The 23453-nt window shown below is 68.0% G+C and carries 30 protein-coding genes; 17 read left to right on the top strand and 13 right to left on the bottom strand.

The window, feature by feature from the left end:
* Window positions 1-14: 14 nt before the first annotated feature.
* From tatC to nagZ, 6 genes are all read right to left on the bottom strand, one after another.
* Entirely contained in the window at window positions 15-752 is a 738-nt protein-coding gene (gene tatC, locus ABC347_RS15725) for a twin-arginine translocase subunit TatC (RefSeq protein ID WP_413247082.1), read from the bottom strand.
* Window positions 753-781: 29 nt separating this feature from the next.
* Window positions 782-1144 (bottom strand): Sec-independent protein translocase protein TatB, encoded by a 363-nt coding sequence (tatB, locus tag ABC347_RS15720; RefSeq protein WP_413246651.1) that lies wholly within the window; start codon window positions 1142-1144, stop codon window positions 782-784.
* Between the two features lie 46 nt (window positions 1145-1190).
* A complete protein-coding gene (locus ABC347_RS15715; protein ID WP_413246650.1) occupies window positions 1191-1442 on the bottom strand; it encodes a twin-arginine translocase TatA/TatE family subunit in 252 nt (83 codons plus the stop codon).
* An 86-nt stretch (window positions 1443-1528) separates the two neighbouring features.
* Window positions 1529-2116 (bottom strand): SMC-Scp complex subunit ScpB, encoded by a 588-nt coding sequence (scpB, locus tag ABC347_RS15710; RefSeq protein WP_413246649.1) that lies wholly within the window; start codon window positions 2114-2116, stop codon window positions 1529-1531.
* Entirely contained in the window at window positions 2113-2841 is a 729-nt protein-coding gene (locus tag ABC347_RS15705) for a segregation and condensation protein A (RefSeq protein ID WP_413246648.1), read from the bottom strand. Before ABC347_RS15705 ends, scpB begins: the two co-directional genes overlap by 4 nt.
* 110 nt (window positions 2842-2951) lie before the next feature.
* Window positions 2952-3959 (bottom strand): beta-N-acetylhexosaminidase, encoded by a 1008-nt coding sequence (gene nagZ, locus ABC347_RS15700; RefSeq protein WP_413246647.1) that lies wholly within the window; start codon window positions 3957-3959, stop codon window positions 2952-2954.
* 105 nt (window positions 3960-4064) lie between these two features.
* Between nagZ and ABC347_RS15695 the strand changes: the two genes are divergently transcribed.
* Complete coding sequence (locus tag ABC347_RS15695) at window positions 4065-4364, top strand: SCP2 sterol-binding domain-containing protein (RefSeq protein ID WP_413246646.1); 300 nt, start codon at window positions 4065-4067, stop codon at window positions 4362-4364.
* On the opposite strand, the gene ABC347_RS15690 is transcribed toward ABC347_RS15695, so the two are convergent.
* From ABC347_RS15690 to ABC347_RS15675, 4 genes are read right to left on the bottom strand one after another with little or no spacing between them, the layout of a single operon-like run.
* Window positions 4354-4707, bottom strand: a complete 354-nt coding sequence (locus ABC347_RS15690) for a winged helix-turn-helix domain-containing protein (RefSeq protein WP_413246645.1) — start codon at window positions 4705-4707, stop codon at window positions 4354-4356. The genes ABC347_RS15695 and ABC347_RS15690 overlap by 11 nt on opposite strands.
* 60 nt (window positions 4708-4767) lie before the next feature.
* The gene (locus ABC347_RS15685) at window positions 4768-5694 is read right to left on the bottom strand and encodes a transposase (protein WP_413246644.1); all 927 of its coding nucleotides are present in this window, start codon (window positions 5692-5694) and stop codon (window positions 4768-4770) included.
* Entirely contained in the window at window positions 5682-6587 is a 906-nt protein-coding gene (locus ABC347_RS15680; protein ID WP_413246643.1) for a HEAT repeat domain-containing protein, read from the bottom strand. The genes ABC347_RS15685 and ABC347_RS15680 overlap by 13 nt, the downstream gene beginning before the upstream one ends.
* Window positions 6584-6730, bottom strand: a complete 147-nt coding sequence (locus ABC347_RS15675) for a hypothetical protein (protein ID WP_413246642.1) — start codon at window positions 6728-6730, stop codon at window positions 6584-6586. Before ABC347_RS15675 ends, ABC347_RS15680 begins: the two co-directional genes overlap by 4 nt.
* A 119-nt stretch (window positions 6731-6849) precedes the next feature.
* On the opposite strand from ABC347_RS15675, the gene ABC347_RS15670 reads away from it, so the two are divergent.
* Both ABC347_RS15670 and ABC347_RS15665 read left to right on the top strand, forming a co-directional pair.
* Window positions 6850-7293 (top strand): PaaI family thioesterase, encoded by a 444-nt coding sequence (locus tag ABC347_RS15670; protein ID WP_413246641.1) that lies wholly within the window; start codon window positions 6850-6852, stop codon window positions 7291-7293.
* Window positions 7286-7666, top strand: coding sequence for a PaaI family thioesterase (locus tag ABC347_RS15665; RefSeq protein ID WP_413246640.1), 381 nt, complete (start codon window positions 7286-7288; stop codon window positions 7664-7666). Before ABC347_RS15670 ends, ABC347_RS15665 begins: the two co-directional genes overlap by 8 nt.
* Before the next feature lie 24 nt (window positions 7667-7690).
* Here ABC347_RS15665 and putA read toward each other — a convergent pair whose 3' ends face one another.
* Window positions 7691-10714: a bifunctional proline dehydrogenase/L-glutamate gamma-semialdehyde dehydrogenase PutA gene (gene putA / locus ABC347_RS15660; RefSeq protein WP_413246639.1), complete on the bottom strand. Its 3024-nt coding sequence runs from the start codon at window positions 10712-10714 to the stop codon at window positions 7691-7693.
* 95 nt (window positions 10715-10809) lie between these two features.
* Between putA and ABC347_RS15655 the strand changes: the two genes are divergently transcribed.
* The 4 genes from ABC347_RS15655 to ABC347_RS15640 all read left to right on the top strand — a co-directional run bounded on the left by ABC347_RS15655 (window position 10810) and on the right by ABC347_RS15640 (window position 14065).
* Window positions 10810-11259 (top strand): MaoC family dehydratase, encoded by a 450-nt coding sequence (locus tag ABC347_RS15655; RefSeq protein WP_413246638.1) that lies wholly within the window; start codon window positions 10810-10812, stop codon window positions 11257-11259.
* 46 nt (window positions 11260-11305) lie between these two features.
* Window positions 11306-12481: an acetyl-CoA C-acyltransferase gene (locus ABC347_RS15650; protein ID WP_413246637.1), complete on the top strand. Its 1176-nt coding sequence runs from the start codon at window positions 11306-11308 to the stop codon at window positions 12479-12481.
* Between the two features lie 82 nt (window positions 12482-12563).
* On the top strand, window positions 12564-13856 hold the full coding sequence (locus ABC347_RS15645) for a M20/M25/M40 family metallo-hydrolase (RefSeq protein WP_413246636.1): 1293 nt from the start codon (window positions 12564-12566) through the stop codon (window positions 13854-13856).
* Window positions 13853-14065 carry a hypothetical protein gene (locus ABC347_RS15640; protein ID WP_413246635.1) on the top strand — a complete coding sequence of 71 codons (213 nt, stop codon included), beginning with the start codon at window positions 13853-13855 and terminating at the stop codon, window positions 14063-14065. The genes ABC347_RS15645 and ABC347_RS15640 overlap by 4 nt, the downstream gene beginning before the upstream one ends.
* A gap of 96 nt (window positions 14066-14161) precedes the next feature.
* Here ABC347_RS15640 and ABC347_RS15635 read toward each other — a convergent pair whose 3' ends face one another.
* Window positions 14162-14992 carry a TorF family putative porin gene (locus ABC347_RS15635; protein ID WP_413246634.1) on the bottom strand — a complete coding sequence of 277 codons (831 nt, stop codon included), beginning with the start codon at window positions 14990-14992 and terminating at the stop codon, window positions 14162-14164.
* 246 nt (window positions 14993-15238) lie between these two features.
* Window positions 15239-15793: an outer membrane protein gene (locus tag ABC347_RS15630; protein ID WP_413246633.1), complete on the bottom strand. Its 555-nt coding sequence runs from the start codon at window positions 15791-15793 to the stop codon at window positions 15239-15241.
* A 212-nt stretch (window positions 15794-16005) separates the two neighbouring features.
* Here ABC347_RS15630 and ABC347_RS15625 point away from each other — a divergent pair, with 212 nt between their 5' ends.
* The 10 genes from ABC347_RS15625 (at window position 16006) to ABC347_RS15580 (ending at window position 23428) form a co-directional block, all read left to right on the top strand.
* Complete coding sequence (locus ABC347_RS15625; protein ID WP_413246632.1) at window positions 16006-16590, top strand: NifU family protein; 585 nt, start codon at window positions 16006-16008, stop codon at window positions 16588-16590.
* 27 nt (window positions 16591-16617) lie between these two features.
* A complete protein-coding gene (locus ABC347_RS15620; protein ID WP_413246631.1) occupies window positions 16618-17208 on the top strand; it encodes a malonic semialdehyde reductase in 591 nt (196 codons plus the stop codon).
* 1 nt (window position 17209) lies between these two features.
* Window positions 17210-17830 carry a tRNA (adenosine(37)-N6)-threonylcarbamoyltransferase complex dimerization subunit type 1 TsaB gene (tsaB, locus tag ABC347_RS15615; RefSeq protein ID WP_413246630.1) on the top strand — a complete coding sequence of 207 codons (621 nt, stop codon included), beginning with the start codon at window positions 17210-17212 and terminating at the stop codon, window positions 17828-17830.
* Window positions 17827-18309 carry a GNAT family N-acetyltransferase gene (locus ABC347_RS15610; protein WP_413246629.1) on the top strand — a complete coding sequence of 161 codons (483 nt, stop codon included), beginning with the start codon at window positions 17827-17829 and terminating at the stop codon, window positions 18307-18309. Before tsaB ends, ABC347_RS15610 begins: the two co-directional genes overlap by 4 nt.
* Before the next feature lie 116 nt (window positions 18310-18425).
* On the top strand, window positions 18426-18842 hold the full coding sequence (locus ABC347_RS15605) for a Ros/MucR family transcriptional regulator (protein WP_413246628.1): 417 nt from the start codon (window positions 18426-18428) through the stop codon (window positions 18840-18842).
* A gap of 64 nt (window positions 18843-18906) precedes the next feature.
* Window positions 18907-19329, top strand: a complete 423-nt coding sequence (locus ABC347_RS15600) for a Fur family transcriptional regulator (protein WP_413246627.1) — start codon at window positions 18907-18909, stop codon at window positions 19327-19329.
* Between the two features lie 52 nt (window positions 19330-19381).
* Window positions 19382-20698 carry a tRNA (N6-isopentenyl adenosine(37)-C2)-methylthiotransferase MiaB gene (miaB, locus tag ABC347_RS15595; RefSeq protein ID WP_413246626.1) on the top strand — a complete coding sequence of 439 codons (1317 nt, stop codon included), beginning with the start codon at window positions 19382-19384 and terminating at the stop codon, window positions 20696-20698.
* 196 nt (window positions 20699-20894) lie between these two features.
* Entirely contained in the window at window positions 20895-21896 is a 1002-nt protein-coding gene (locus tag ABC347_RS15590; protein WP_413246625.1) for a PhoH family protein, read from the top strand.
* A 39-nt stretch (window positions 21897-21935) separates the two neighbouring features.
* Window positions 21936-22448, top strand: coding sequence for an rRNA maturation RNase YbeY (gene ybeY / locus ABC347_RS15585; protein ID WP_413246624.1), 513 nt, complete (start codon window positions 21936-21938; stop codon window positions 22446-22448).
* A 71-nt stretch (window positions 22449-22519) separates the two neighbouring features.
* On the top strand, window positions 22520-23428 hold the full coding sequence (locus ABC347_RS15580; RefSeq protein ID WP_413246623.1) for a hemolysin family protein: 909 nt from the start codon (window positions 22520-22522) through the stop codon (window positions 23426-23428).
* Window positions 23429-23453: the final 25 nt, after the last annotated feature.

Genomic DNA, 23453 nt, shown 5'->3' with positions numbered 1-23453 from the left:
GGCGAACGATCCGCTCACGAAACAGTTTCGCCTGCCGATGCCTCGGTCTTCGCGCGGCGGCGCTCGGTAAACCAGATCGCGATCAGCGCGATCTCGAACAACAGGCACAGCGGGATCGCCAACATCAGCTGCGATACGACATCCGGCGGGGTCAGTACCGCTGCGATTGCGAACGCGCCGACGATCGCATAGCGGCGGGCGCCGGCCAGCTGCTGGCGGGTCACGATGCCGGCGCGCTCCAGCAGCATCAACAGCACCGGCAGCAGGAACGAGACGCCGAACCCGAACAGGAACTTGGTGACGAAATCGAGGTAGTTGCCGACCCCGGGCAGCGCTTCCTGCTGCACGCCGCCCAGATTGCCTTGGAAGCCGAGCAGGAAATGCAGCGCCACCGGCATCGCGAAATAATAGGCCAGCGCCGCGCCTGACAGGAACAGGATCGGCGTCATGATCAGGAATGGCAGGAAAGCGCGCTTTTCCTTGGCGTAGAGCCCGGGCGCCACGAACTGCCAGATCTGGCTGGCCAGCACCGGGAAGGCGATCATGATCGCGGCGAAGAACGCCACCTTCACTTCGGCGAAGAATGCTTCGAAGATGTTGGTGTAGATCAGCCGCCCCTGCCCCGCCGCCAGCAGCGGCTGGACCAGAAACGCGAAGATCGGCCGCGCCTGCCACAGGCATAGCCCGAATGCTGCCGCCAGCGCCGCCATCGAGATCAGCAGCCGGCGGCGCAGTTCGATCAGATGCTCCATCAGCGGCGCGCGGCTGTCGTCGATATCCTTCACGCGCGCTCGTCCGGCTTGTGCAGGTCGACCCGCGGCGGCGGCAACGGCTCCATCGCCGGCGGCGGGCCGGCATCGGGATCCTCCGGCTCGGCCGGATGATCAGCCCAGCCGGCCGCGCTTTCCGGCGGATGCTCACGCATGATGCGCGCATTCTCCGCCGCCCATTTCTTTTCCATTTCCTCAAGCTCGCTCTGCCGCACGAGCTCGTCGAAGCCGGATCGGAACTGGCGCGCCACGCCGCGCGCCCGGCCCACCCAGTGACCGACCACGCGCATGGCGCGCGGCAGATCCTTGGGGCCGATGATCAGCAGCGCGACGAAGGCGACGAGCAGCAATTCGGTAGGCGCGACGTCGAACATGACTGGGCTCCTACGCGCGCATGCGGGGCGTGGGAAGCGGGTGCGATCAGCCGGCCGGGCGATCGTCCTTCATCGGCTGCAGATCGCGATCGGTGTTGGGTTCGATCGGCGGCTGCGCCTGCAGGCGCTGCGCGGGAGCGGCCGGCTTGGCCGGCTCGTCATCCTCGGACATACCCTTCTTGAAGCTCTTGATGCCCTTGGCGACATCGCCCATCGCGTCGGAGAACTTGCCGCGCCCGAACAGCAGCAGAACGACGACACCGAGCACAAGCCAGTGCCAGAGGCTGAAACCACCCACGATCAATCTCCCGAAGCTCCGCCCAAGATAGGCGTCGGGGCAGACGGATGCAACGCGCCACCCGGATCCAGACGGAGCAGCAGGATCTAGTCGCTCGTCTCCGAGCCGCTTTCGTCCTCCTCGCCCAACCCTTCGAATGCCAGGTCGACAGGATCGAGCAGCCCGGCGGCACGCAGGTCATCGATCCCCGGCAGGTCGCGGCGCGAGGCCAGGCCGAAATGCGACAGGAAGGCCGGCGTCGTCGCATAGGTCAGCGGGCGGCCAGGCGTTTCGCGGCGGCCCGCGGGCCGCACCCAGCCCGCCTCCATCAGCACGTCGAGCGTCCCCTTGGCCACCTGCACCCCGCGAATCGCCTCGATCTCGGCGCGGCTGACGGGTTCGTGATACGCAATGATCGCCAGCGTCTCGATACCGGCGCGGCTGAGCTTGCGGGCCTCCTCGCGCTCGCGGCGCAGCAGGTGCCCCAGGTCGGGTGCGGTCTGAAAATGCCAGCGGCCGCCGCGTTCGACCAGATTGACGCCGCGGCCTGCATAATCCTGCGCCAGCCGATCGAGCGCCGCCGCCACCGCGACCCCCTCGCCCACCACGGTCGCAATCTCGTCCGCGCTCATCGGCGTCTCGGCGGCGAACAGCGCCGCCTCCACCGCGCGCACGACCTCGTCGGGCGGGGTCATGCCCCGCGCACCATCAGCGGCGCGAACGGTGCGTCCTGCGCCAGCGCGATCCGACCCTGCCGCGCCAGTTCCAGTGCGGCAACGAAGCTCGACGCAAGTGCCGACCGGCGATAATCCGGATCGGACGCATCCGGCAGAAAGCTTTCCAGCGTCGACCAGTCGGGCCGCTGCCCGATCAGCGCCGCGATCCGGTCCAGCGCCTGATCCAGCGAGAAGACCGGCCGCCTGGTCACGACATGCACCACGGGCGCCGCCCGCGCGCGGACCGCGCCATAGGCGGCGATCAGATCGAACAACCCCGCCTGCCATGCCGCGCGCCGCACCAGCCGCAGCCCTTCGGGCGCACCGCGGGTGAAGGTGTCGCGGCCGATCCGATCGCGCGCCATCAGCCGTGCACCGGCCTCACGCATCGCATCCAGCCGCTGCAGCCGCAATTGCAGCCGCAGCGCCAGCTCCTCCGGGCTTGGCTCGATCTCGGGATCCCGTGGCAGCAGCAGGCAGGATTTTAGGTAGGCCAGCCAGGCCGCCATAACGAGATAGTCGGCGGCCAGCTCCAGCCTCAGCGCGCGTGCCTGGTTCACATAGGCCAGATATTGCTCGACCAGCGCCAGGATCGAAAGCTCGCGCAGATCCACTTTCTGCGCGCGCGCCAGGGCCAGCAGCAGATCGAGCGGGCCTTCCCACCCGTCCAGCGCGATCGTCAGCGTCTCGGGTTCGCTCGCCATATCCACTTCGTCACCCTGAACTTGTTTCAGGGTCCACCCCCGTATCAACCGCATCGCTTGGCTTGAAAGGTGGATGCCAAACCAAGTTCAGCATGACGGTCCGGTAAGACTCACGCCAGCGCCAGCAGCGCGTCGCGCTTTTCGGCCAGTTCCGCATAAGGCGTGGCGCTCGCGCCGGCCGCCACCGTCGACATCGCGCGCGCGAGCCGTTCGCGTGCCTGATCCGATATCGGGCCGACCGCGCCCGCCACCGCCTGCATCTCGGCCATGTCGCCCGAACAGTGCAGCGCCACGTCGCAGCCGGCCGCGATCACGCCTGCCGCCCGCGCGCCGAAATCGCCGGCCAGCGCCTGCATGCCAAGATCGTCCGACATCAGCAGCCCGTCGAAGCCGATCCGCCCGCGGATGATCTCCCCGATCACGATCGGGGAAAGGCTGGCGCAACGCTCCGCATCCCAGGCGGGGTAGACCACATGCGCGGTCATCGCCATCGGCGCGCCACGCAGCGTGATGAACGGTGCCAGATCGGTTTCCAGCGCTGCGGCGTCGGCATTGACGACGGGCAGTTCGACATGGCTGTCCGCAGTCGCGCGGCCATGCCCCGGCACATGCTTGACCACGCCGACGACCCCTGCCCGGCGCAGCCCATCCAGCACGGCCTTGCCCAGTGCCGCCACCCGCATCGGCTCCTCGCCCAGTGCGCGATCGCCGATGATGTCGTGCGCGCCCGGCTGGCGCACGTCCAGCAGCGGCAGGCAATCCACATTGATGCCGAGCTCGGCCAGCACCGTGCCAATCGCCTGCGCATTCACGCGTGCCGCCTCGATCGCGGAGATCGGCGCGATATCGTAAAGCGCCGCGAACCGGTCCGCGGCAGGAAAGGCGGGCCATTCGGGCGGCTGCAGCCGTGCGACCCGACCACCTTCCTGATCGATCAGGATCGGCACGTCGTCCCGCCCCGCCAGCGCGCGCAGATCATCCGTCAACGCGCGCAGCTGGGTTCGGTCGACGCAATTGCGGCGGAACAGGATATAGCCGGCCGGATCGATGTCGCGGAACAAGGCGCGCTCGTTATCGGACAGGGTTTCGGCGGCCAGGCCAAGGATAAGCGGTGTCATGCCGCCGCTTTAGATCAGCCGACGGCGCTCCGGAAGCACCCGCCACGTCGCTTGACGTTCACGTCAGCCCGGTTATCGCTCGCGGATCCGATCGGGAGAGCCATGATGACGAAAAGCGAAGCTGCAGCCAAGATGGGGGCCGCCTCGGCCTATGTGCCGGGGAAGGTCGTGAAGCTCGATTTCGGCGGGGAAGGCGTGATCCTGCTCGACGGCAAGGCCGGCGCGGTGACCGAAACCGATGGTGATGCGGACGCCACCGTGAAGATCTCGTGGGAGGATTTCAAGGCGCTCGCCAAGGGTGAGCTCAATCCGATGACCGCATTCATGGGCGGCCAGCTGAAGGTCGAAGGCGATATGGGCGTGGCGATGCAGCTCCAGTCGGTGCTGGGCAAGCTCAACGGCTGATCGCAGGTGCGGGGCGCAGCCGATAGCCCGCCCCGCGCACCGTTTCGATCCCCGGCGCGCCGGCCCTGTGCAGCTTGGCGCGCAGCCGCGACAGATGCACTGCGACCCCGTTGGTGCCGGGGTCGTGCCGGCAGCCGAGCACGCGCACCAGCAGTTCGGTGCGCGGAACCGCCATCGGCGCGGCATGGACGATCAGCGCCAGCATGGTGAATTCACGCGGCGACAGGCGCAGCGCCCGCCCGGCATGATCCGCGGATCGATCAAGCAGGTCCAGCCGCAGCGCCCCCGCCGCCAGCATCAGCGGCCCCGCCGCTTCTCCCTGTCCCAATAGCTCCTGCCGCACGCGATCCTCCGCCGTGCAGCCTAGCCGGTGGCGCGTAGCCCGCGCGGTCGGGCTCGTCCATTATGGCGGCGTTGTGGCACCGATCCACGCCGATCCGGCCGTTCGCGTCGCGATCGCCTGCGTGCAAAGCCCCGCGACCAGCGCGTCGCCATCGCGGGCTCCCCGCACCAGCCGCTCGGCCCCGGCCGGCTCGACTTCGCTGTCGGCCAGCGCCGCGATCGCGCCGAAACGGATCCTTCCCGATGGATGGCGATCGGCCAATTCCGCCAGCAGCGCGCGCCCGTCCGCCCCGCCCAGCCGCGCCGCCAGCGGCAGCAGCGCCTCCATCGCGGTCTGCCCCAGCCGCTCGGCGATGGTGCCGCGATCCGGATCGAAGCGATACTGCGCACGCCGCGCCAGCCCCGGGGTCGCCTGCATCAGGTTCAGCGTTACCGACAGCGAAGCGGGCGGGTGCTGGGCATGCACGTCACGGTGCGCGCGATAGAGCATCACTTGCCCCGCCGTCAGCCGCTGCCGGCCGAGCGCGCGCAGCGTGACCGCCTCGCCGGGCAGGCCTGTGATCGCCTGCGGATCGACCTCCCAATGATCGCTTTCGTAGCCGGGGCCGAAATAGCCGACGGTCAGGAAGCTGAAATTATGATCGTGCGGCAAGCCGTAGAAAAAGGGGCCCAGCCCGTTGGTGCGCACGGCCGGGTCGCGCGCACCGGGCCAGATGTTGGCGCGCACGAACCAGCGCTCCCGCCGATCCAGCATCACCACCTGCGCATTGTAGCGGTTGGCCCGCGCCTGATCGCCGCACCCCGCCTCGATCTCGCGGAGCAGCCGATCACCCAGGAAACGGCGGTTACAGGCCAGCCGTCGCAATAGCGGCGCCACGCTCACGAACGACGCCTCGTCCGCCGGGTCGAAACCTGCCGCCTCCACCGCATCGACGAACCCGGCCAGGTCGAGCGGCGGCCCGGGCTCGGTCGCGATCAGGCGGGGCATGTATCGGTGGCCGGCATTCGTCGCAACGCCCCGGCCGCCGCAGCGCGAACGTCGCGGTGCGGATCATGCGCGGCCATGGCTGCGATCAGCGGCCGCGCTGCGGCGGCATCGATCCGGTGCAGCATCCGCGCCGCATGCCAGCGCAGGAAGAAGGCGGGATGCGCCGCCAGCTTGGCCAGCGCCGACACCGCGTCGGCGCGCCTCATGGCGGCCAGCAGGGTCGCCATCATCTCGGCGTGGCTGGCGGCGGGATCGGTCGCGCTGGCAGCGATCAGCACCCCTGTCGCCGGGTCATGCTCGCATGCGATCGCTGCGGCACCTGCGTGGACAGCGCCTTGCGCCAGCACCAGATCTCCGTTGGCGCCCGCGATCGAAAATGATTCGCACCGCCCATCGATCTCGAACGTCTCGCCTGCGCTGATCGTGCGTCGGCCGGCGCGCGTCGCCGGGCCCCGCGTCGCAGCATCGAACCCCGCATCGATCGGCGGCGCGCGCCACAGGTCCAGCTCGGCCGCGCCTGAGATCAGCCGATAGATGGTGCGTTGCCCGCTGAAACCGATCGAGCCCGCCCCCGCCGCCGCCCGCTTGCGCGCGCCGAGCGCGGCGCCTGATATCCAGCTCAGCGAGATCGTCGCGCGACGATCCTCGATCAACAGCAGGCCGCGATGCGCATCGTCGCCAATGGCGGCGAACGGCGGCTCGAACCAGGGGTCGGCACGCGCGGCCGCGATCAGGATGCCGATCGCCGAATCGATCCAACCCCGATCGCCCAGCAGCGCGCGGACCGCCGCTTCGATCGCCGGCGGCGTTTCTTCGGCTCGGACCAGCGCGGCTTCGAACGCGGCCACCGCCGGCAGCGCGCGGAACGCCGCCGCCACCGCGTCGCCGGTCACGGCCGGTTGGTGTAGATCGCGATGGCGACTACGCTGTTGAAGCAGACCGATCCCCCGACATCGGCCTGATGCCGGGTGCCGGCGAGCGCCACCTTCGTCTCCAGTTCGGGCAGTTCCTTGTCGTCGCGGATCGGCTCGTCCATCGCATGTCTCCTCGCCTGATGATGCGGGGGCAGGCTGGCAAGGCCGGGCGCGGTGCTCCAGTTAAGTTATCGTAATGGGCCGGTTGCCGTGCGCGGAAAGCCTGCCTATCCCGGCGGCAATGGATGCGTCCGCGCCTGCCCCCGGCTTTGATCCGGTCGCGTTCGTCGCGCTGATGCGCCGTTACGGCCATGGCGCGCATGTTCCGCTCGATCATGTCGCGCACGGCACCGATTGGGTCGAGCTGGCGCTGGCCTGGCGCGCGGATCTTGTCGCCGATGCGGTCACCGGCATCCTGGCCTCAGGCCCGATCGTGACGATGATGGACATGGCGACCAGCATGGCGGTGTGGGTGCGGCGCGGCCGGTTCGGGCATCAGGCCACGCTCGATCTACGGGTCGATTATCTGCGCCCCGCCGTGCCCGGGCGAACCGTGATCGGGCGTGGCGAATGCTACCGCGTCACCCGCCGCATCGCCTTCGTCCGCGGCGAAGCGCATGACGGCGATCCAACGGATCCGGTCGCTCATGTCGCCGGCACCTTCATGCTGCTCGGCGATGACTGAGCTGCCGCCCTATGCCCGGCTGCTGGGCATCGCGCTTGCCGCGGGGGGCGATGGCGCGCCGGAACTTATGATTCCCTATGGCGATCAGCTGCTCGGCCGGCCCGGCTTCCTGCACGGCGGCGCGATCGCCGGCATCCTGGAGATCGCCGCCTATGCCGCACTCCGCCATGCGCTGGGTAACGACGCCGTCACGCTGAAGCCGATCAGCGTCACGATCGATTATCTGCGTGGCGGCCGGCAACGCGAGACCCGCGCTGCCGGCCGCGTGGTCCGCATCGGCGGACGCGTCGCCAACATGGTCGCCGAAGCCTGGCAGGACGACCGCGCGAACCCAATCGCCGCCATCCGTATGAACCTGATGATCGAGCGCTAAGATTCTCCCCGCCACGGGGAGGATCTAGATGCTCACATCGTCCAGCGAAAGCAGCGTCGCATTCCCCCCGGCCGAAGTCGTATCGGTCGATGTCACCCGTTCCGCGGCGAAGCGGGGCAGGTAATGCGGGCCGCCCGCCTTGGGGCCAGTCCCGGATAGGCCTTCGCCGCCGAAGGGCTGCGACCCCACGATCGCGCCGATCATTGATCGGTTGACGTAGAGATTGCCCACCCGCGCGAACGCCTCCACCGTCTCGGCCGCACGCGCGATGCGGCTGTGCAGACCCATCGTCAGGCCGAAGCCGGATGCGTTCACGCGCGCCACCGTCTCTTCCAGCTTGCCTGCCTCCCAGGTTGCGACATGCAGCAGCGGGCCGAACCATTCGCGGCCCAGACCCTCGATCCGGTCGATCCGGATCACCGTCGGCGGCACGAACCGGCCAGCGGCGGGCGCGGCGATGGTCTTCACCCAGCGGTCGCGTACGCTGTCGCGGTAGCCCATCAGCCGCTCGAAGGCGGCGTCGTCGATCACCGGGCCGACATCGGTCTGCGGGTCAGCGGGGTCGCCCACCACCAGCGTGTCCATAGCGCCGCCCAGCATCTCGAGCGTACGATCGGCGATATCGGCCTGCAGCAGCAGCAGCCGCAGCGCCGAGCAACGTTGCCCGGCCGATCGGAAGGCGGAGGTCACGACATCGGCCACCACCTGTTCGGGCAGCGCGGTCGAATTGACGATCATCGCGTTGATGCCGCCCGTCTCGGCGATCAGCGGCACCAGCGGGCGCGCCTCGTCCTCAAGCAGTCCGCGCGCGATCCGCTTGGCGGTCCCGGTCGATCCGGTGAAGGCCACGCCCGCGATCCGCGCATCGGCGATCAGCGCGGCGCCCTCTTCCGGTCCGCCCGGCAGCAGCACCAGCGCATCCTCGGGCACGCCCGCTTCATGCGCCAGCGCCACCGCCCAGCCAGCGATGGCCGGCGTCTGCGGCGCGGGCTTGGCGACCACCGTGTTGCCCGCCACCAGCGCCGCCGCCACCTGGCCGATGAAGATCGCCAGCGGGAAGTTCCATGGCGCGATGCAGGCCCAGACGCCGCGGCCTTCGTGACGCAGTATGTTGCGCTCGCCGGTCGGCCCGGGCAGTTCGTGGAGGCTCAGCACGCTGCGCGCCTGGTTGGCGTAATAGCGGCAGAAATCGACCGCCTCGCGCACTTCGCCCAGCGCATCAGGAATGGTCTTGAACGCCTCGTGCACCGCGATGCCCATCAGGTCGCCGCGATGCGCCTCCATCAGGTCGGCCAGCTTTTCGAGCGCCCGCGCGCGCGTCTCCAGCGGCGTCTGCGACCAGCGCGCGAAGCCCGCATGAGCGCGGGCGACGGCGGTGGCGGCATCGGTGCCGCCCGCCGGCACCTTGGCGGGCCGCACCGGCGCGCGCGACGGCGCGGGGATCGTCGGCGGCGGCACCGCACGCGCGATGCCGGCCGCCGTTTCCGCCAGGATCGCCCGGTCCCACAGGTCGATCCCCATGCTGTTGCGGCGGACATCGCCCATCAGATCCACCGGTAGCGGGATCGAAGGATGGCGTGCGCCCGCCACCGCCGCGATCTTCTCGGCCGGATCGGCCAGCAGCTGATCATCGGAAAGCCCCTCGTCGGCCAGCTGGTGCACGAAGCTGCTGTTCGCGCCATTCTCCAGCAGTCGCCGAACCAGATAGGCCAGCAGATCGCGATGGCCGCCCACCGGCGCATAGATCCGGCAGTGATAGCCTTCCTCGCGCACCAGCGCCTCGTACAGCCCATCGCCCATGCCGTGCAGCCGTTGAAATTCGAAGTCGCGGCTGCTGCCCGCCCATTCCAGGATGGTCGCCACCGTCAGCGCATTGTGGCTGGCGAAGGCGGGATAGATGTTCGGCGCGGCCAGCATCGCCTTGGCGCAGGCCAGATAGGATACGTCGGTCGCGGCCTTGCGCGTGAACAGCGGATAATCGCTCAGTCCCCATTCCTGGGTGCGCTTGATCTCGCTGTCCCAATAGGCGCCCTTCACCAGCCGCACCGCGATCCGCCGCCCGGTGGCGGCCCCCAGCCCGTCGGCCCAGTCGATCGTCGGCCGCGCGCGTTTGCCATAGGCCTGCACCGCCATGCCGAGGCCGTCCCAGCCCTTCAGCGCGGGCAGCCCGGCGACGCCGGCGATGATCGCGAAGCTCATCTCCAGCCGCTCGCTTTCCTCGGCATCCACGGTCAGCCCGATGCCCGCCTCCGCCGCCTGGATCGCCAGCGCTTCCAGCATCTCGGTCAGCGCCGGCACGCACTTGCTCCACTGCGGCACTTCGTAGCGCGGGTGCAGCGCGGAGAGCTTGACCGAGATCGAATGCCCCTCCTTCGCCGCCCGGCCGACCGCGGCGATCGCATCCTGGTATGATCGGAAATAGCGCTCGGCATCGGGATAGGTGCGCGCCGCCTCGCCCAGCATGTCGAAGCTGGCGGTAAAGCCCTTGTTGTCGGGCTTGCGCATCCGCCCCAGCGCCTCGTCGATGGTGCGGCCCATCACGAAGATCTCGCCCATCATCCGCATCGCAGCGCCCACCGCCTGCCGCACGAACGGCTCCCCCGCTCTGGCGATCAGCCGCTTCAGCGCGCCTGCCTGGCCGCTGTCGCTGACCAACGCGCGGCCGATCACCAGCCCCCAGGTCGCCGAATTGACGAGGCCGGATGCGGAGCGGCCCTTGTGCGCCTTCCAATCGGCATCGCCCAGCTTGTCAGCGATCAGCCGGTCCGCGGTCTCGGGATCGGGTACGCGCAGGAAGGCTTCCGCCAGGCTCAGCAGCGCCACGCCTTCGGACGAATTGAGCCGATATTCCTGCAGGAACTGGTTCGCCCACCCTTCGCGCAGGCCCGCGCGCAGATCGGCCAGCAGGCCGAGCGCGCGGCCCACTACGTGGCCGCGCTCGTCCGGCGAAAGCGTGGCATCTGGCAGCAGCGCGGACAGCACTTGCGGCTCGGGCGCGCGGTGCAGCGCGGTCAGGCGGTCGGCAAGCGCGGGCGGGGCGGAAAACATGGCGTATCCTCGATCTGGCAGCAGCGGTTGACGTTAACGTCAACGCGCGTCATGAGCGTTGCCGCGCTTTATGACCGATGGGGCGGGAGAGGAAGATGGCGACACTCGAATCGCTCCGCGCCCGGATCGGCGAGGAGATCGGCCTGTCCGATTGGGTGCGGATCGATCAGCCGATGATCGATGCCTTTGCCGAGGCGACCGGCGATCGGCAGTTCATTCATGTCGATCCCGAGCGCGCGGCGCTCACGCCGTTCGGCGGCACCGTCGCGCACGGCTTCCTCACCCTGTCGCTGCTGCCGATGCTGGCGCAGAGCGCGGGGATTCGGGTCGATGATGCACGAATGGGGGTGAATTACGGCGCCAACCGGCTCCGCTTTCTCACTCCGGTCCGGTCGGGATCGCGGGTTCGCGCCCGCTTCAAGCTGCTCGAGCTGGAAGAGAAGCGCCCCAGCCAGTGGCAACAGCTTGTCGAAGTCACCGTCGAGATCGAGGATCAGCCCCGCCCCGCGCTGATCGCCGAATGGATCACCCAAATTTTCCTCTGATCGAACCCGAGCCCGCCGCCAGCGCGGGCCAGCCAGGAGATACGCCATGCGTGACGCCGTCATCGTTTCCACCGCCCGCACGCCGATCGGCCGCGCCTATCGGGGCGCGTTCAACGCCACCCCCTCGCCCACCCTCGCCGCGCATGCGATCCGCGCCGCGGTCGAGCGCTCGGGCGTCGATCCGGCCGAGATCCAGGATTGCGTGATCGGGGCCGCGCTGCAGCAGGGCGTGCAGGCCACGATCGGCCGCACCGCCGCCCTGCGCGCGGGCCTGCCCGTCACCGTGGCGGGCATGTCGGTCGATCGCCAGTGCGCCAGCGGGCTCGAGGCGATCGCGATCGCGGCACGAAAGGTGATCGTCGATCGCGAGGATATCGTCGTCGCCGGCGGCGTCGAATCGATCTCGCTGGTGCAGACTCCGGAAATCCGCCTCGGACCGGATCGCGAGCTGATCGCGATGCACAAGGATGTCTACATGCCGATGCTGCAGACGGCCGAAGTCGTCGCCAAGCGCTATGGCGTGTCGCGCGATCGGCAGGACGATTATGCGCTCCAGTCCCAGCAGCGCACCGCCGCCGCCCAGGCCGCGGGCCGCTTCGATGCGGAAATCGTGCCCGTCACCGCGACGATGACGGTGGTCGACAAGGCCACCAAGGAGACCTCGAAGAAGGAAGTCACGCTTTCGAAGGACGAGGGCAACCGCGCCGATACCACGCTCGAAGGGCTGAAGGCGCTGGTGCCGGTGATGGGGCCAGAGATGAACATCACCGCCGGCAACGCCAGCCAGCTTTCCGATGGCGCATCCGCATGCGTGGTGATGGAAGCGGGCGTCGCCGCTGCGCGCGGGCTGCAGCCGCTCGGCCGCTATGTCGGCATGGCGGTGGCCGGCACCGAGCCGGACGAGATGGGGATCGGCCCGGTCTATGCCGTGCCTAAGCTGCTCGAACGGTTCGGCCTCAAGACCGACGATATCGGCCTGTGGGAACTGAACGAGGCGTTCGCGGTGCAGGTGCTCTATTGCCAGGACGTGCTCGGCATCCCGAACGATCGCCTCAACGTCGATGGCGGCGCGATCTCGATCGGCCATCCTTATGGCATGTCGGGCGCGCGCATGGTCGGCCACGCCCTGATCGAGGGCAAGCGTCGCGGCGTGAAGCATGTCGTCGTCACGATGTGCGTGGGCGGCGGCATGGGCGCGGCGGGCTTGTTCGAGGTGTTGTAACACTCCCTTAGCCGTCGCCCTTGCCAGCGCAGGCGCGACGGCGCGCCTTCCGTCAAAGAGGAAAAGCTGGCTAAAAGGGCGCATGAAGATAGCGTTCCTCCTCGCCGCCGCCCTCCTTGCCACCCCTGCCACCGCGGCGCTCACTCCCGCCGAGCGCAAGATGGTGGCAGCGGTTGATGCCGGGCAGGATCAGTCGATCGCGCTGCTCGAACGGCTGGTAAACCAGAACAGCGGCACGATGAATCTGGACGGCGTCGCCAAGGTCGGCGCGATGATGAAGGCGGAGCTCGACGCGCTCGGCTTCACCACCGTCTGGAAGCCGATGGCCGAGACGAAGCGCGCGGGCCATCTGATCGCCATCCGCGACGGCCGCAAGGGCGCAAATCGGCTGCTGCTGATCGGGCATCTCGATACCGTGTTCGAACCCGACAGCCCGTTCCAGCGCTTCGTGCGCAAGGGGGACAAGGCCGAAGGCCCGGGCGCGGGCGACGACAAGGGCGGCATGGTCGTGATGCTGGCGGCGCTGAAGGCGATGAAGACGGCCGGCACGCTGGACGCCGCAACCTTCGAGATTCACCTGACCGGCGATGAGGAACGCACCGGCGACCCGACCGAGATCGCGGGTGCCGATCTGATCGCCGCCGGCAAGCGCGCCGATGCCGCGCTCGATTTCGAAGGTCTTTTCGTGGAGAACGGCCGCGACATGGGCTCGATCGCGCGGCGTTCGTCGAACAGCTGGGTGCTGCGCACCACCGGCAAGTCCGGCCACAGCTCGCTGATCTTCAATTCCGTCTATGGCGATGGCGCGATCAACGAGCTGGCCCGCATCGTTGCCGCCTTCCGCACCGAGCTGCCCGAGCCGAACCTGACCTTCAACGTCGGCCTTGTCGCGGGCGGGGCGGAGGCCGCGCTGGATGCCGATCAGGTCCGCGCCACCGCCACCGGCAAGCCCAACATCATCCCCGCCTCCGCCGTGGCGCGCGGCGATTTCCGCACGCTGAGCGACGAACAGACCGCGCGGGTGAAGGCGAAAATGCAGGCGATCGTCGCGAAACACGCACCCGGCACCTCGGCCGAGATCGTCTTTGACGAAGGCTATCCGCCGATGGCGCCCACGCCAGGCAACCGGGTGCTGCTGGCGAAGCTGAACGGCGTCAACGCCGATCTCGGCCTGCCCGCCATGCCCGAGCTCGATCCGCTGAAGCGCGGCGCGGGCGATATCGCGTTCGTGGCGAAGGATGTCGATGGCCTCGTCGGTCTCGGCCCGTGGAGCACCGGCGATCACGCACCGGGCGAGACGGTCGACCTCCCCTCGATCGCCAGCCAGGCTAAGCGCGCCGCAATCCTGATGACCCGGCTGGGCGGCGGAAAGTGATCGCGGCGCTGCTGGCCGGGCTGTTGGCTCTCGCGCCCGCACCTGTTGCCCCGGCGGATCAGGCCGCCATACTCGATCCCGTGCCGACGGAGATCCATGTCTTCCAAGCGTTAATTGCGGGCGTGCCGCTGTATGTGTCGGCCGCGCAAGGCATTTGGAAGGTCGCGAACGGCAAGATCGAGCAGACTGGTCCCGCCCCGGGCAAATGAACGCGCCAGCCTCGATCGACACCAGTAGCGCGCCAAACAAACGATCCCCGGACCGCCGCCCGCCACCCTGATCCGGTGCGGCGGCCCGGGCGGTCGTCAGAAGGCGGCCGTCACCGAGAACACCACTTGCCCGCTCGCGATCGAGGAACCGTTCTTGGTGTTCGAGAAGTTGGGCAGCAGATAGGCGCTTTCGCCCTTGCCGATATCGGTATCGACATAGGCGACGCCGAAGGTCAGCGGCCCGGTCGTGAAATCGGCACCCACCAGCCAGTCCCAATATTTTCCGGTCGGCGCCAGGCTGGTGCCGTTCGGTCCCAGGCCCGCATTGCCTTCCGAATAGCCGATATGCCCCTTCACGGTGACCGGCGTGTTTGGGATGCCCGAGCTGATATCGCCCCAGACGTAGAGATTGTCTTCCTTGTCGCCCGGCGCGTTAGGCACGCCAGCGGCCGAATCGGCACCGGTGAAGAACACCCGGCCCAGCGCCTGCTGCTTGGGCGCATAGGCGACGCCTGCCAGCAGGTTTACCGGCCCCGCCGTGCCCGACAGCTTCACATAGGGTTCGGCGAAGTCAGTGTCGGAAAAGCCGCCCGGATACATGTACCAGGTCAGGCCCACGTCCAGCGTGCCGCCGCCCACCGGCACCTTGATGCCGCCGAACAGGTCGAGCTCCATGTTGGCACCGCCGAACGTGCCCCAGCCGGCCAGGTTCGATCCCCAGAAGCCGCCATAGACGCCGCTTTCATGCGTCACGGTAGCACCGCCCTGGACGGCCATTTCCTCGTCGGTCTGGGATACGCCGCGGAATCGGTAATCGGATACAAGGCCGACCGATCCGGTCACGGTCAGCGGCTTTGGCGGCTCGGTCTGCGCGAAGGCCGGAGCGGCAGCCAGCATCGCGATGCCGGCGGCGAACAATGTCTTCATCGGAACAGTCCCCTTATAAGGTCCGTTCCCCTGCGACCGACCGGCTGGCGCTCTGGTGTCGCCGGCTGCGTTCGGTTGCAGCGCACAATAAATCGGTTTCGTCGCCAGTCAATCCGTCACGTTGCGGCGATGTCGCACCGCGGCACAGATCGGCGGCAACGACACGACATGGTCGCGGCCGGCCAAAGACGACGAAGGCTCGCCATCCCGGTCGGGATGACGAGCCTTCCTGCCGTGCTGATGGGATCAGAAGTGGAAAACCACACCTGCCATCGGACGGATGCTCTGGAAATCATAGGTGTCGACCTGCACGCGCAGGCGGGCACCCGAATTCCCGGTGATGCCGCCCAGGCCGATATCCTTGGGGCCGACTTCGACGCCGGCACCGTAGATCCAGTCCTTCTGGTCGCTGAAGCCATTCTTGCCGTTGACCCACTGATAGCCGGCCGAAGCGAAGATCAGGCCCGAGTCACCGGCGCGCACGCCGGCGCGGCCCTTCACGCCATATTCCCAGTCGATGTCGGCAAAGCCCTTGGCAGCATTGCCCTCGACGCCGACGAACACCGGGCCGAGCGGCACGTTGACACCGGCGATGCCGGAAATCAGCGCGCCATCCATGCGCAGACGGTCGCCACGCACGGCATTGAATTCGCTGTTCTTGTCGAACGAGTGATAGCCGCCGAGCACACCGACATAGGGTTCGATGCCGAACGCGGGCGTGCCATCGGGCGCGGTGTCCTGGGCCAGGGCAGCGGCCGGGAGCCCAGCCGCAAGCGCGGCTGCGAGGATAAAGGTCTTCATGTCGGAAACTCCTGACGCAACTAGAACCGGTGCGCGCGGCATAAGCCAGCCGCTGCGCAAGCCACTCAACCATCGTCGGGCAATCGGGTTGCAGCGCGGCAGTATCGCTTCCGAAACTGTTGCGCGACCGCCACAGTCTTCTGCCCGCCCCGCAGGTAGCGATCGTATAGGCCGCCCTTGATCGCCGCCTCTTTCCAGCCCACATGCCGGGCATGCTGATCGAGACCGAAACCACCCCCAACCCCGCCACGCTGAAGTTCCTGCCCGGCCGCGCCGTGATGGGTGCGGGCACGCGCGATTTCGCCGATCCCGAACAGGCCGAGGGGTCTCCGCTGGCATCGGCGCTGTTCAGCCTCGGCGACGTGACCGGCGTGTTCTTCGGGCAGGACTTCGTGTCTGTCAGCGCCGCGCCCGGGGTCGACTGGTCGACGCTCAAGCCATCGGTGCTGGGCGTACTGCTCGATCATTTCTCCAGCGGCGCACCGCTGTTCACCGGCGGTGCGGCTGATGGCATCGCGATCGACGACGGCGCCGATGCCGAGCCGCTGTTCGCAGAGGACCCTGCGGATGCCGACATCGTCGCGCAGATCCGCGAATTGATCGACACGCGGGTCCGCCCCGCGGTCGCGCGGGATGGCGGCGACATCGTCTATCGCGGGTTCGATCGCGGCACCGTCTATCTGGCGATGCACGGCGCCTGCGCAGGCTGCCCCTCCTCGACAGCGACGCTGAAGCAGGGCATCGAATCGCTTCTGAAACATTATGTGCCCGAAGTCGTCGAGGTCCGCGCCGCCTGATCCCGACACCGGCACCAAGGGGACGACATGGCCGAACCACTCGACGATCGCGCGCTCGATCAGCTCTTCCGCACTGCACGCAGCTATAACGGCTACACCGAGACGCCCGTCGCGGAGGCCGACCTGCACCGGATCTGGGATCTGATGAAGTGGGGGCCGACATCGGCCAACCAGCTCCCGGCTCGGATCGTGTGGTGCCGATCGGAGGAATCCAAGGAGAAGCTTGCGGGCTTCGTTTCGGCCAGCAACGCGCCCAAGATCCGCAGCGCGCCCGTCACCGCGATCATCGGCATGGACATGAAATTCTATGATGAGCTGCCCCGGCTGTTCCCGCACGCCGATGCACGCAGCTGGTTCGTGGGCAATGAGACGCTGATCCGCGACAGCGCGTTCCGTAATTCGAGCTTGCAGGGGGCTTATTTCATCATGGCCGCGCGCGCACTCGGCTTCGATACCGGGCCGATGTCGGGCTTCGACAATGCCGCGGTCGATGCGGCGTTCTTCGCCGGTAGCGACGTCAAATCGAATTTCATCTCGACGCTCGGCCATGGCGATCCGGCCAGTGTGTTCGATCGCCTGCCGCGCCCCGCCTTCGACGAGTTCAACCGGATCGCCTGACTTGGCGCGGCTCGTCATCGAAACGGCGACGGCCGCCTGCTCGGTCGCGCTGATCGAGGAGGGCGACCTGATCGCGCAGGGCCATGACGTCGTCGGCCGCGGCCATGCCGAGCGGCTGTTGCCGATGATCGCTGCGCTGCCCGGCGGCGGCCGTGCGAAGGCGATCCTGGTGGATTGCGGGCCAGGCAGCTTCACCGGGGTCCGCGTAGGGATTGCCGCGGCGCGAGCGCTCGGGCTGGGCTGGGGCGTGCCGGTCGCCGGCTTTTCTTCGCTGGCGCTGATTGCGGTCGCCGCCTTCGCGGCCGATCCCACACTCGATCGGCTGACGGTCGCGATCCCGGGTGGGCATGGCGAATATTTCGTGCAGTCCTTTTCCGCCCGGCCGTTCGCGGCAAGGTCCGATCTGGCATCCTTGCCGCCGGCCGACGCGGCTCGCGTCGCTGGCACCGATCCAGTCGCAGGTCCCGGCGCGGAAGCGATCGTGGCGATGCGTGGCTCCGGGTCGGCGCTCCCCGGCTTTCCCGCGGCGCGGGATGCGGTGCTGCTGGATCACGCCTTCGCCGCGTTGCCCGCCAGCCCGATCTACGGGCGCGCACCCGATGCGAAGCCGGCCGCGGCATGATCGGCGCGCTGCCGCCCGGTCTTGCGGTCTCGCCTGCCGATGCGCGCGATCTCGGCGATGTCATGCGGCTGATGGGCGAAGCCTTCGATCCTGCCTGGGGTGAGGCTTGGACGCGCGGTCAGTGCTTGGGCATACTGGGCCTGCCAGGGGTATGGCTCAGCATCGTGCGCAATGCGGCATGCGGGCCGGCCGGCTTCGCGCTCAGCCGGATCGTACTCGACGAGGCGGAACTGCTGCTGCTCGGCGTCGCACCGCGAAGCCGTGGCCAGGGGATCGGCGGCGCTCTGTTGGCGGAAACGCTGCGGATCGCCGCAGCGCGCGGGGCCGAGCGGCTGCATCTCGAGGTGCGTGATGGGAACGGGGCGATCCGCCTCTACGAATCGGCCGGTTTCATCGAAGTCGGCCGCCGTCGCGGCTATTATCGTGGTGCAGACGGCAAGTCGTTTGACGCCATAACGCTATCAAGAACGTTGATCTGACGAAATAATCCAATGCCGGGTCGAATGACCTTGCAAATGGAGTGCCCGCGCGACATGCGGCCTCCGCGCGCACCGCAAAGAGTGTGCGTCCAACAACAGAACAAGGGTTCGCACCAATGACCGATCAAATCGACATGACAGAGACGTTGATCACGCTCACTGCGGATATCGTTTCCGCGCATGTCAGCAACAACAGCGTTGCCGTGACTGACCTTCCTCAGCTGATTGCCAATGTGCATGGTGCGCTGAATGGTCTCGGCGGCGAAAGCCAGCAGCCGGAAGTCAAGCAGGAACCGGCAGTTGCGATCCGCGCTTCCGTGAAGCCGGACTATGTCGTCTGCCTGGAAGACGGCAAGAAGCTCAAGATGCTCAAGCGCCACCTGATGACGCATTATCAGATGACGCCGGATCAGTACCGCGCGAAGTGGGGCCTGCCCGCCGACTATCCGATGGTCGCCCCCAATTATGCCGAGCAGCGCCGCTCGCTGGCCAAGAAGATCGGCCTGGGCACCAAGCGCGCGCGCCGCGGCTGACGATCGGGCCGGCGGCCATGCCGCCGGCCTTCCATCGTGGATCGAAACTCCCTAGATCGTCGGCATGAGCCGCATGATCGACGTCGAGGCGCTATGCGCCGAAAAGGGCCTTCGCATCACCGAGCAGCGCCGCGTGATCGCGCGCGTGCTGTCGGAGGCGGAGGATCATCCCGATGTCGAGGCGCTCCATGCCCGCGCCTCTGCGATCGATCCCGGCATCTCGATCGCCACCGTCTACCGCACGGTGCGCCTGTTCGAGGAGGCCGGCATTCTCGAGCGTCATGATTTCGGCGATGGCCGCGCCCGGTACGAGGCCGCCCCGGAGAATCATCACGATCACCTGATCGACGTCGAGACCGGCCGTGTGATCGAGTTCGTCGATCCCGAGCTGGAGCTGCTCCAGAAGCGGATCGCCGAGAAGCTCGGCTTCCGCCTCGTCGATCACCGCATGGAACTCTACGGCGTCTCGATCGACCGCAAGGAGTGATCCCGGACGCACGCGTGACGCCCGCGAACGGATCGCCTATAGCGCCCCGCCCATGACAAAGCCCGCCCCCCGCACCTTCCACGTCAAGTCGTTCGGCTGCCAGATGAACGTCTATGATGGCGAGCGGATGGGCGAGCTCCTCGCCGATCAGGGCATGGCCGCCGCCGACAGCGCGGATACCGCCGACCTCGTCGTGCTCAATACCTGCCACATCCGCGAAAAAGCAGCGGAAAAGGTCTATTCGGATATCGGCCGGCTGCGCCGTAAGGATGGGCCTGCGCCGATGATCGCGGTCGCCGGCTGCGTCGCGCAGGCCGAGGGGGCGGAGATCATGCGCCGCGCGAAGGCGGTCGACATCGTCGTCGGCCCGCAGGCCTATCACCGCCTGCCCGCGCTCGTCGCCGATGCCGCGGCCGGCCGGATTGCGCTGGATACCGACATGCCCGCCGATTCCAAGTTCGGCCGCCTGCCGGCGCGGCGGCGGCAGGGCGCGTCCGCCTTCCTGACCGTCCAGGAAGGCTGCGACAAGTTCTGCACCTATTGCGTCGTGCCCTATACGCGCGGCGCCGAAGTCTCGCGGCCCTGGGATGCGGTGCTGGTCGAAGCGCAGGCGCTGGTCGACGCCGGCGCGCGCGAGATCACGCTGCTCGGCCAGAACGTCAACGCCTGGGAAAGCGGTGGCCGCGGCCTGCATGATCTGATCGCGGCGCTGGCCGATATCCCCGCGCTCGCGCGGATCCGCTACACCACCAGCCACCCCAACGACATGGCCGATGGCCTGATCGCCGCGCACCGGGACATACCCAAGCTGATGCCGTTCCTGCACCTGCCCGTGCAGGCGGGGTCGGATCGCATCCTGAAGGCGATGAACCGCAGCCATACGGCGGACGGCTATTTGCGGCTGATCGATCGCGTCCGCGCGGTGCGCCCCGATATCGCGCTGTCGGGTGATTTCATCGTCGGCTTCCCCGGCGAAAGCGATGCCGATTTCGAAGCCACGCTCGATCTGGTCGCCCGCATCGGCCACGCCCAGGCCTTCACCTTCAAATATAGCCCGCGCCCCGGCACGCCCGCTGCCACCATGGGCGATCAGGTGCCTGCTGCGGTGATGGACGAACGATTGCAGCGGCTGCAGGCGCTGATCGGCCAGCAACAGGCTGCCTTCAACCGCGCCACTATCGGCCAGGAAACCGAGATCCTGATCGAGCGCGCGGGCAAGCTGCCCGGCCAGATGCTTGGCAAATCCCCCTGGCTGCAGTCGGTGCATGTGATGACGGATGCCTTGGGCGGCACGATCCTGCCCGTCACCATCACCGCCGCTGGCCCGGTCAGCGTGACGGGTGTGGCGCGGATGGCACAGGCTGCCTGAGCCCGCCGCACCTGTAGATTAAGGCTGTCCTACAGCGGTCCGCTCTGTCAGACTCGCCTGCGATGCAGCCATTTCGCGTCCGCGTCCGTTCCCACGATCCGGCCCCTGCCCGGCCTCGTTCCTTCGGGGGGCGCGCCGACCCCCGGGAGAGCGCTGCTTTCGCTGCTTTTCAACCGGCGTGCCCTGAAAGGATTGCATGAGCCGCAAGCCCGTCCCCGCCCGCGCCGGCGAGCGCGCCCGCCTCGAGATCCTGTTCGACAAGCCACAGCTGCTCGGCCGCCTGTTCGGCGAATATGATCGCAATCTGATCGCGATCGAGAATCGGCTCGGCGTCTATATCGCGGCGCGCGGCAACAAGGTGCAGATCGAGGGCGAGGCATCGTCCGCCGCCCGCGCCCGCGATGTGCTGAGCGGGCTCTACAACCGCATCGTTCAGGGCCAGGATATCGATGTCGGTGCGGTCGAAGGGGTGATCGCGATGTCGGCCGAACCCGTGCTGGATGGCATCATTCGTGCCGACGTGGCCGATCCGCCGCCGCAGATGATCCGCACCCGCAAGAAGACGATCGTCCCGCGTTCCGCCACCCAGATCGCCTATATGGAGGCGCTGGCCAGCCACGATGTGATCTTCGCGCTGGGCCCGGCCGGCACCGGCAAGACCTATCTCGCGGTCGCGCAGGCGGTGCAGCAGCTGATCACCGGCAGCGTGCAGCGGCTGATCCTGTCGCGCCCCGCGGTCGAGGCGGGCGAGCGGCTGGGCTTCCTGCCCGGCGACATGAAGGAGAAGGTCGATCCCTATCTCCGCCCGCTCTACGACGCACTATACGACATGCTGCCCGCCGAGCAGGTGGAACGGCGCATCACGAGCGGCGAGATCGAGATCGCGCCGATCGCCTTCATGCGCGGGCGCACGCTGGCTGATGCCTTCATCATCCTCGACGAGGCGCAGAACACGTCGCCCGCGCAGATGAAGATGTTCCTCACCCGCTTCGGCATGAACAGCCGGATGGTGGTGTGCGGCGATCCCCGTCAGGTCGATCTGCCCGGCGGCATGGGCGCCTCGGGCCTGGCCGATGCCGTCACTCGTCTGGAAGGAGTCGAAGGCATCGCCACCGTCCGCTTCGGCGCGGGCGATGTCGTCCGCCACCCGATCGTCGGCCGCATCGTCCAGGCCTATGAGGGTCCCGACGATGCGTGATGTGTCGCAGCTCCTCCGCGGCACGGGGATGATCATTTCATGATCGACGCCGCCGTCTCGATCGAACCCGTCTGGGGCACGGCCGAGGACTGGGAGGCGCTCGCCCAGCGCGCCGCCGATGCTGCGGTCCGCGCCACCCCGCAGGCCGGGCTGGCTACCCTGCCCGCGATGGTCGAGATCTCGGTCCGCTTCGCCGATGACGACGAGGTCCGCACCCTCAACGCCAGCTATCGGGCGAAGGACAAGCCGACCAACGTGCTGTCCTTCCCGATGGTGCAGGCCGACCTGCTCGAAGGCCTCGCCAACACCGACGACGGCGAGATCCTGCTGGGCGACATCATCCTCGCCCACGGCGTGTGCACAGCGGAGGCGGCGGACAAGGGCGTCGCGGTCGCCGATCACGCCGCGCACCTGGTGGTCCACGGCACGCTCCATCTGCTGGGCTACGATCATCAGGACGATGCCGAGGCCGAGGCGATGGAGGCGATCGAGCGCGCCGTGCTCGCCACGCTCGGCATCGATGATCCCTATCCGATCGAAGACGACGCCTGACGTCGCAACCCTCGACAGCATTGCTCGTTCTGGGGCACAAGCGCGCCAACAGGGGCTGACCGCGAAAGACCATGCCAGACGATTCCAGTAGAAGCGGCGGCCGCGCCAGTCAGGGCGGCCGCCTGTGGGACGGATTGCGATCGCTGCTGTTCGGCGAAGAGGACGAGCCCACGCTCCGTCAGGAAATCGCCGATGCGATCGAGGAGCATGAAGGCGAGCCGCCGTCGCGCGGCGATCTCTCCCCGGTCGAACGGCAGATGCTGCGCAAGCTGCTCGACATCGGCGATCTCACCGTCGGCGACATCGGCGTGCCGCGCGCGGACATCATCGCGGTGCCCGAGACGATCGGCTTCGATCAGCTCGTCGCCACCTTTGCCGAACATCAGCATAGCCGGCTGCCCGTGTATCGCGGCAATCTCGATTCCGTCGTCGGCATGATCCACATCCGCGACGTATTCCGTATCCTCGCTACCGAAGCGGAGCCGCCGGCCGACCTTGCCGGCTTGCTGCGCGAGCCGCTCTACGTGCCCGAATCGATGGGGGTGCTCGATCTGCTCGCCGAGATGCGCAGCAACCGCACCCATCTCGCGATCGTGCTCGACGAATATTCCGGCACCGAAGGCCTCGTCACGATCGAAGACCTGATGGAGGAGATCGTCGGCGACATCGAGGACGAGCATGACGAGGCGGCTGCCGCGCTGCTCGTGCCCCTCGACGATGGCCTGTGGGAGGCCGACGCCAGGGCCGAGCTCGATGATGTCGCCGAACTCATCGATCCCCGCCTGGCCGAGGTCGACGAGGATATCGATACGATCGGCGGCCTTGCCACCGTGCTGTCAGGACATGTCCCTCAGCCAGGCGAGATCGTGACGCATGCCAGTGGTTGGCGCCTTGAAGTGATCGCAGGCGACGTCAAGCGCGTCTCGCGGCTTCGCCTCCATCCGCCGGCGCGATCCGATGGTGCCGAAGGTACCGATTGAGCGATACCATCGTCCGTTCGTTGGC

Origin of the sequence: Sphingomonas canaveralia (genome assembly GCF_047238125.1) — a bacterium.
Lineage (GTDB): Bacteria > Pseudomonadota > Alphaproteobacteria > Sphingomonadales > Sphingomonadaceae > JBDFMH01.
This window is presented reverse-complemented; position numbering and strand designations above follow the sequence as displayed.

Excerpts from the sequence above, each read along its gene's own strand:
- tatC (WP_413247082.1), bottom strand. The coding sequence starts at position 752 with ATGGAGCATCTGATCGAACTGCGCCGCCGGCTGCTGATCTCGATGGCG.
- tatB (WP_413246651.1), bottom strand. The coding sequence starts at position 1,144 with ATGTTCGACGTCGCGCCTACCGAATTGCTGCTCGTCGCCTTCGTCGCG.
- scpB (WP_413246649.1), bottom strand. The coding sequence starts at position 2,116 with ATGACCCCGCCCGACGAGGTCGTGCGCGCGGTGGAGGCGGCGCTGTTC.
- ABC347_RS15705 (WP_413246648.1), bottom strand. The coding sequence starts at position 2,841 with ATGGCGAGCGAACCCGAGACGCTGACGATCGCGCTGGACGGGTGGGAA.
- nagZ (WP_413246647.1), bottom strand. The coding sequence starts at position 3,959 with ATGACACCGCTTATCCTTGGCCTGGCCGCCGAAACCCTGTCCGATAAC.
- ABC347_RS15695 (WP_413246646.1), top strand. The coding sequence starts at position 4,065 with ATGACGAAAAGCGAAGCTGCAGCCAAGATGGGGGCCGCCTCGGCCTAT.
- ABC347_RS15685 (WP_413246644.1), bottom strand. The coding sequence starts at position 5,694 with ATGCCCCGCCTGATCGCGACCGAGCCCGGGCCGCCGCTCGACCTGGCC.
- ABC347_RS15675 (WP_413246642.1), bottom strand. The coding sequence starts at position 6,730 with ATGGACGAGCCGATCCGCGACGACAAGGAACTGCCCGAACTGGAGACG.
- ABC347_RS15670 (WP_413246641.1), top strand. The coding sequence starts at position 6,850 with ATGGATGCGTCCGCGCCTGCCCCCGGCTTTGATCCGGTCGCGTTCGTC.
- ABC347_RS15665 (WP_413246640.1), top strand. The coding sequence starts at position 7,286 with ATGACTGAGCTGCCGCCCTATGCCCGGCTGCTGGGCATCGCGCTTGCC.
- putA (WP_413246639.1), bottom strand. The coding sequence starts at position 10,714 with ATGTTTTCCGCCCCGCCCGCGCTTGCCGACCGCCTGACCGCGCTGCAC.
- ABC347_RS15655 (WP_413246638.1), top strand. The coding sequence starts at position 10,810 with ATGGCGACACTCGAATCGCTCCGCGCCCGGATCGGCGAGGAGATCGGC.
- ABC347_RS15650 (WP_413246637.1), top strand. The coding sequence starts at position 11,306 with ATGCGTGACGCCGTCATCGTTTCCACCGCCCGCACGCCGATCGGCCGC.
- ABC347_RS15645 (WP_413246636.1), top strand. The coding sequence starts at position 12,564 with ATGAAGATAGCGTTCCTCCTCGCCGCCGCCCTCCTTGCCACCCCTGCC.
- ABC347_RS15635 (WP_413246634.1), bottom strand. The coding sequence starts at position 14,992 with ATGAAGACATTGTTCGCCGCCGGCATCGCGATGCTGGCTGCCGCTCCG.
- ABC347_RS15630 (WP_413246633.1), bottom strand. The coding sequence starts at position 15,793 with ATGAAGACCTTTATCCTCGCAGCCGCGCTTGCGGCTGGGCTCCCGGCC.
- ABC347_RS15625 (WP_413246632.1), top strand. The coding sequence starts at position 16,006 with ATGCTGATCGAGACCGAAACCACCCCCAACCCCGCCACGCTGAAGTTC.
- ABC347_RS15620 (WP_413246631.1), top strand. The coding sequence starts at position 16,618 with ATGGCCGAACCACTCGACGATCGCGCGCTCGATCAGCTCTTCCGCACT.
- ABC347_RS15610 (WP_413246629.1), top strand. The coding sequence starts at position 17,827 with ATGATCGGCGCGCTGCCGCCCGGTCTTGCGGTCTCGCCTGCCGATGCG.
- ABC347_RS15605 (WP_413246628.1), top strand. The coding sequence starts at position 18,426 with ATGACCGATCAAATCGACATGACAGAGACGTTGATCACGCTCACTGCG.
- ABC347_RS15600 (WP_413246627.1), top strand. The coding sequence starts at position 18,907 with ATGAGCCGCATGATCGACGTCGAGGCGCTATGCGCCGAAAAGGGCCTT.
- miaB (WP_413246626.1), top strand. The coding sequence starts at position 19,382 with ATGACAAAGCCCGCCCCCCGCACCTTCCACGTCAAGTCGTTCGGCTGC.
- ABC347_RS15590 (WP_413246625.1), top strand. The coding sequence starts at position 20,895 with ATGAGCCGCAAGCCCGTCCCCGCCCGCGCCGGCGAGCGCGCCCGCCTC.
- ybeY (WP_413246624.1), top strand. The coding sequence starts at position 21,936 with ATGATCGACGCCGCCGTCTCGATCGAACCCGTCTGGGGCACGGCCGAG.
- ABC347_RS15580 (WP_413246623.1), top strand. The coding sequence starts at position 22,520 with ATGCCAGACGATTCCAGTAGAAGCGGCGGCCGCGCCAGTCAGGGCGGC.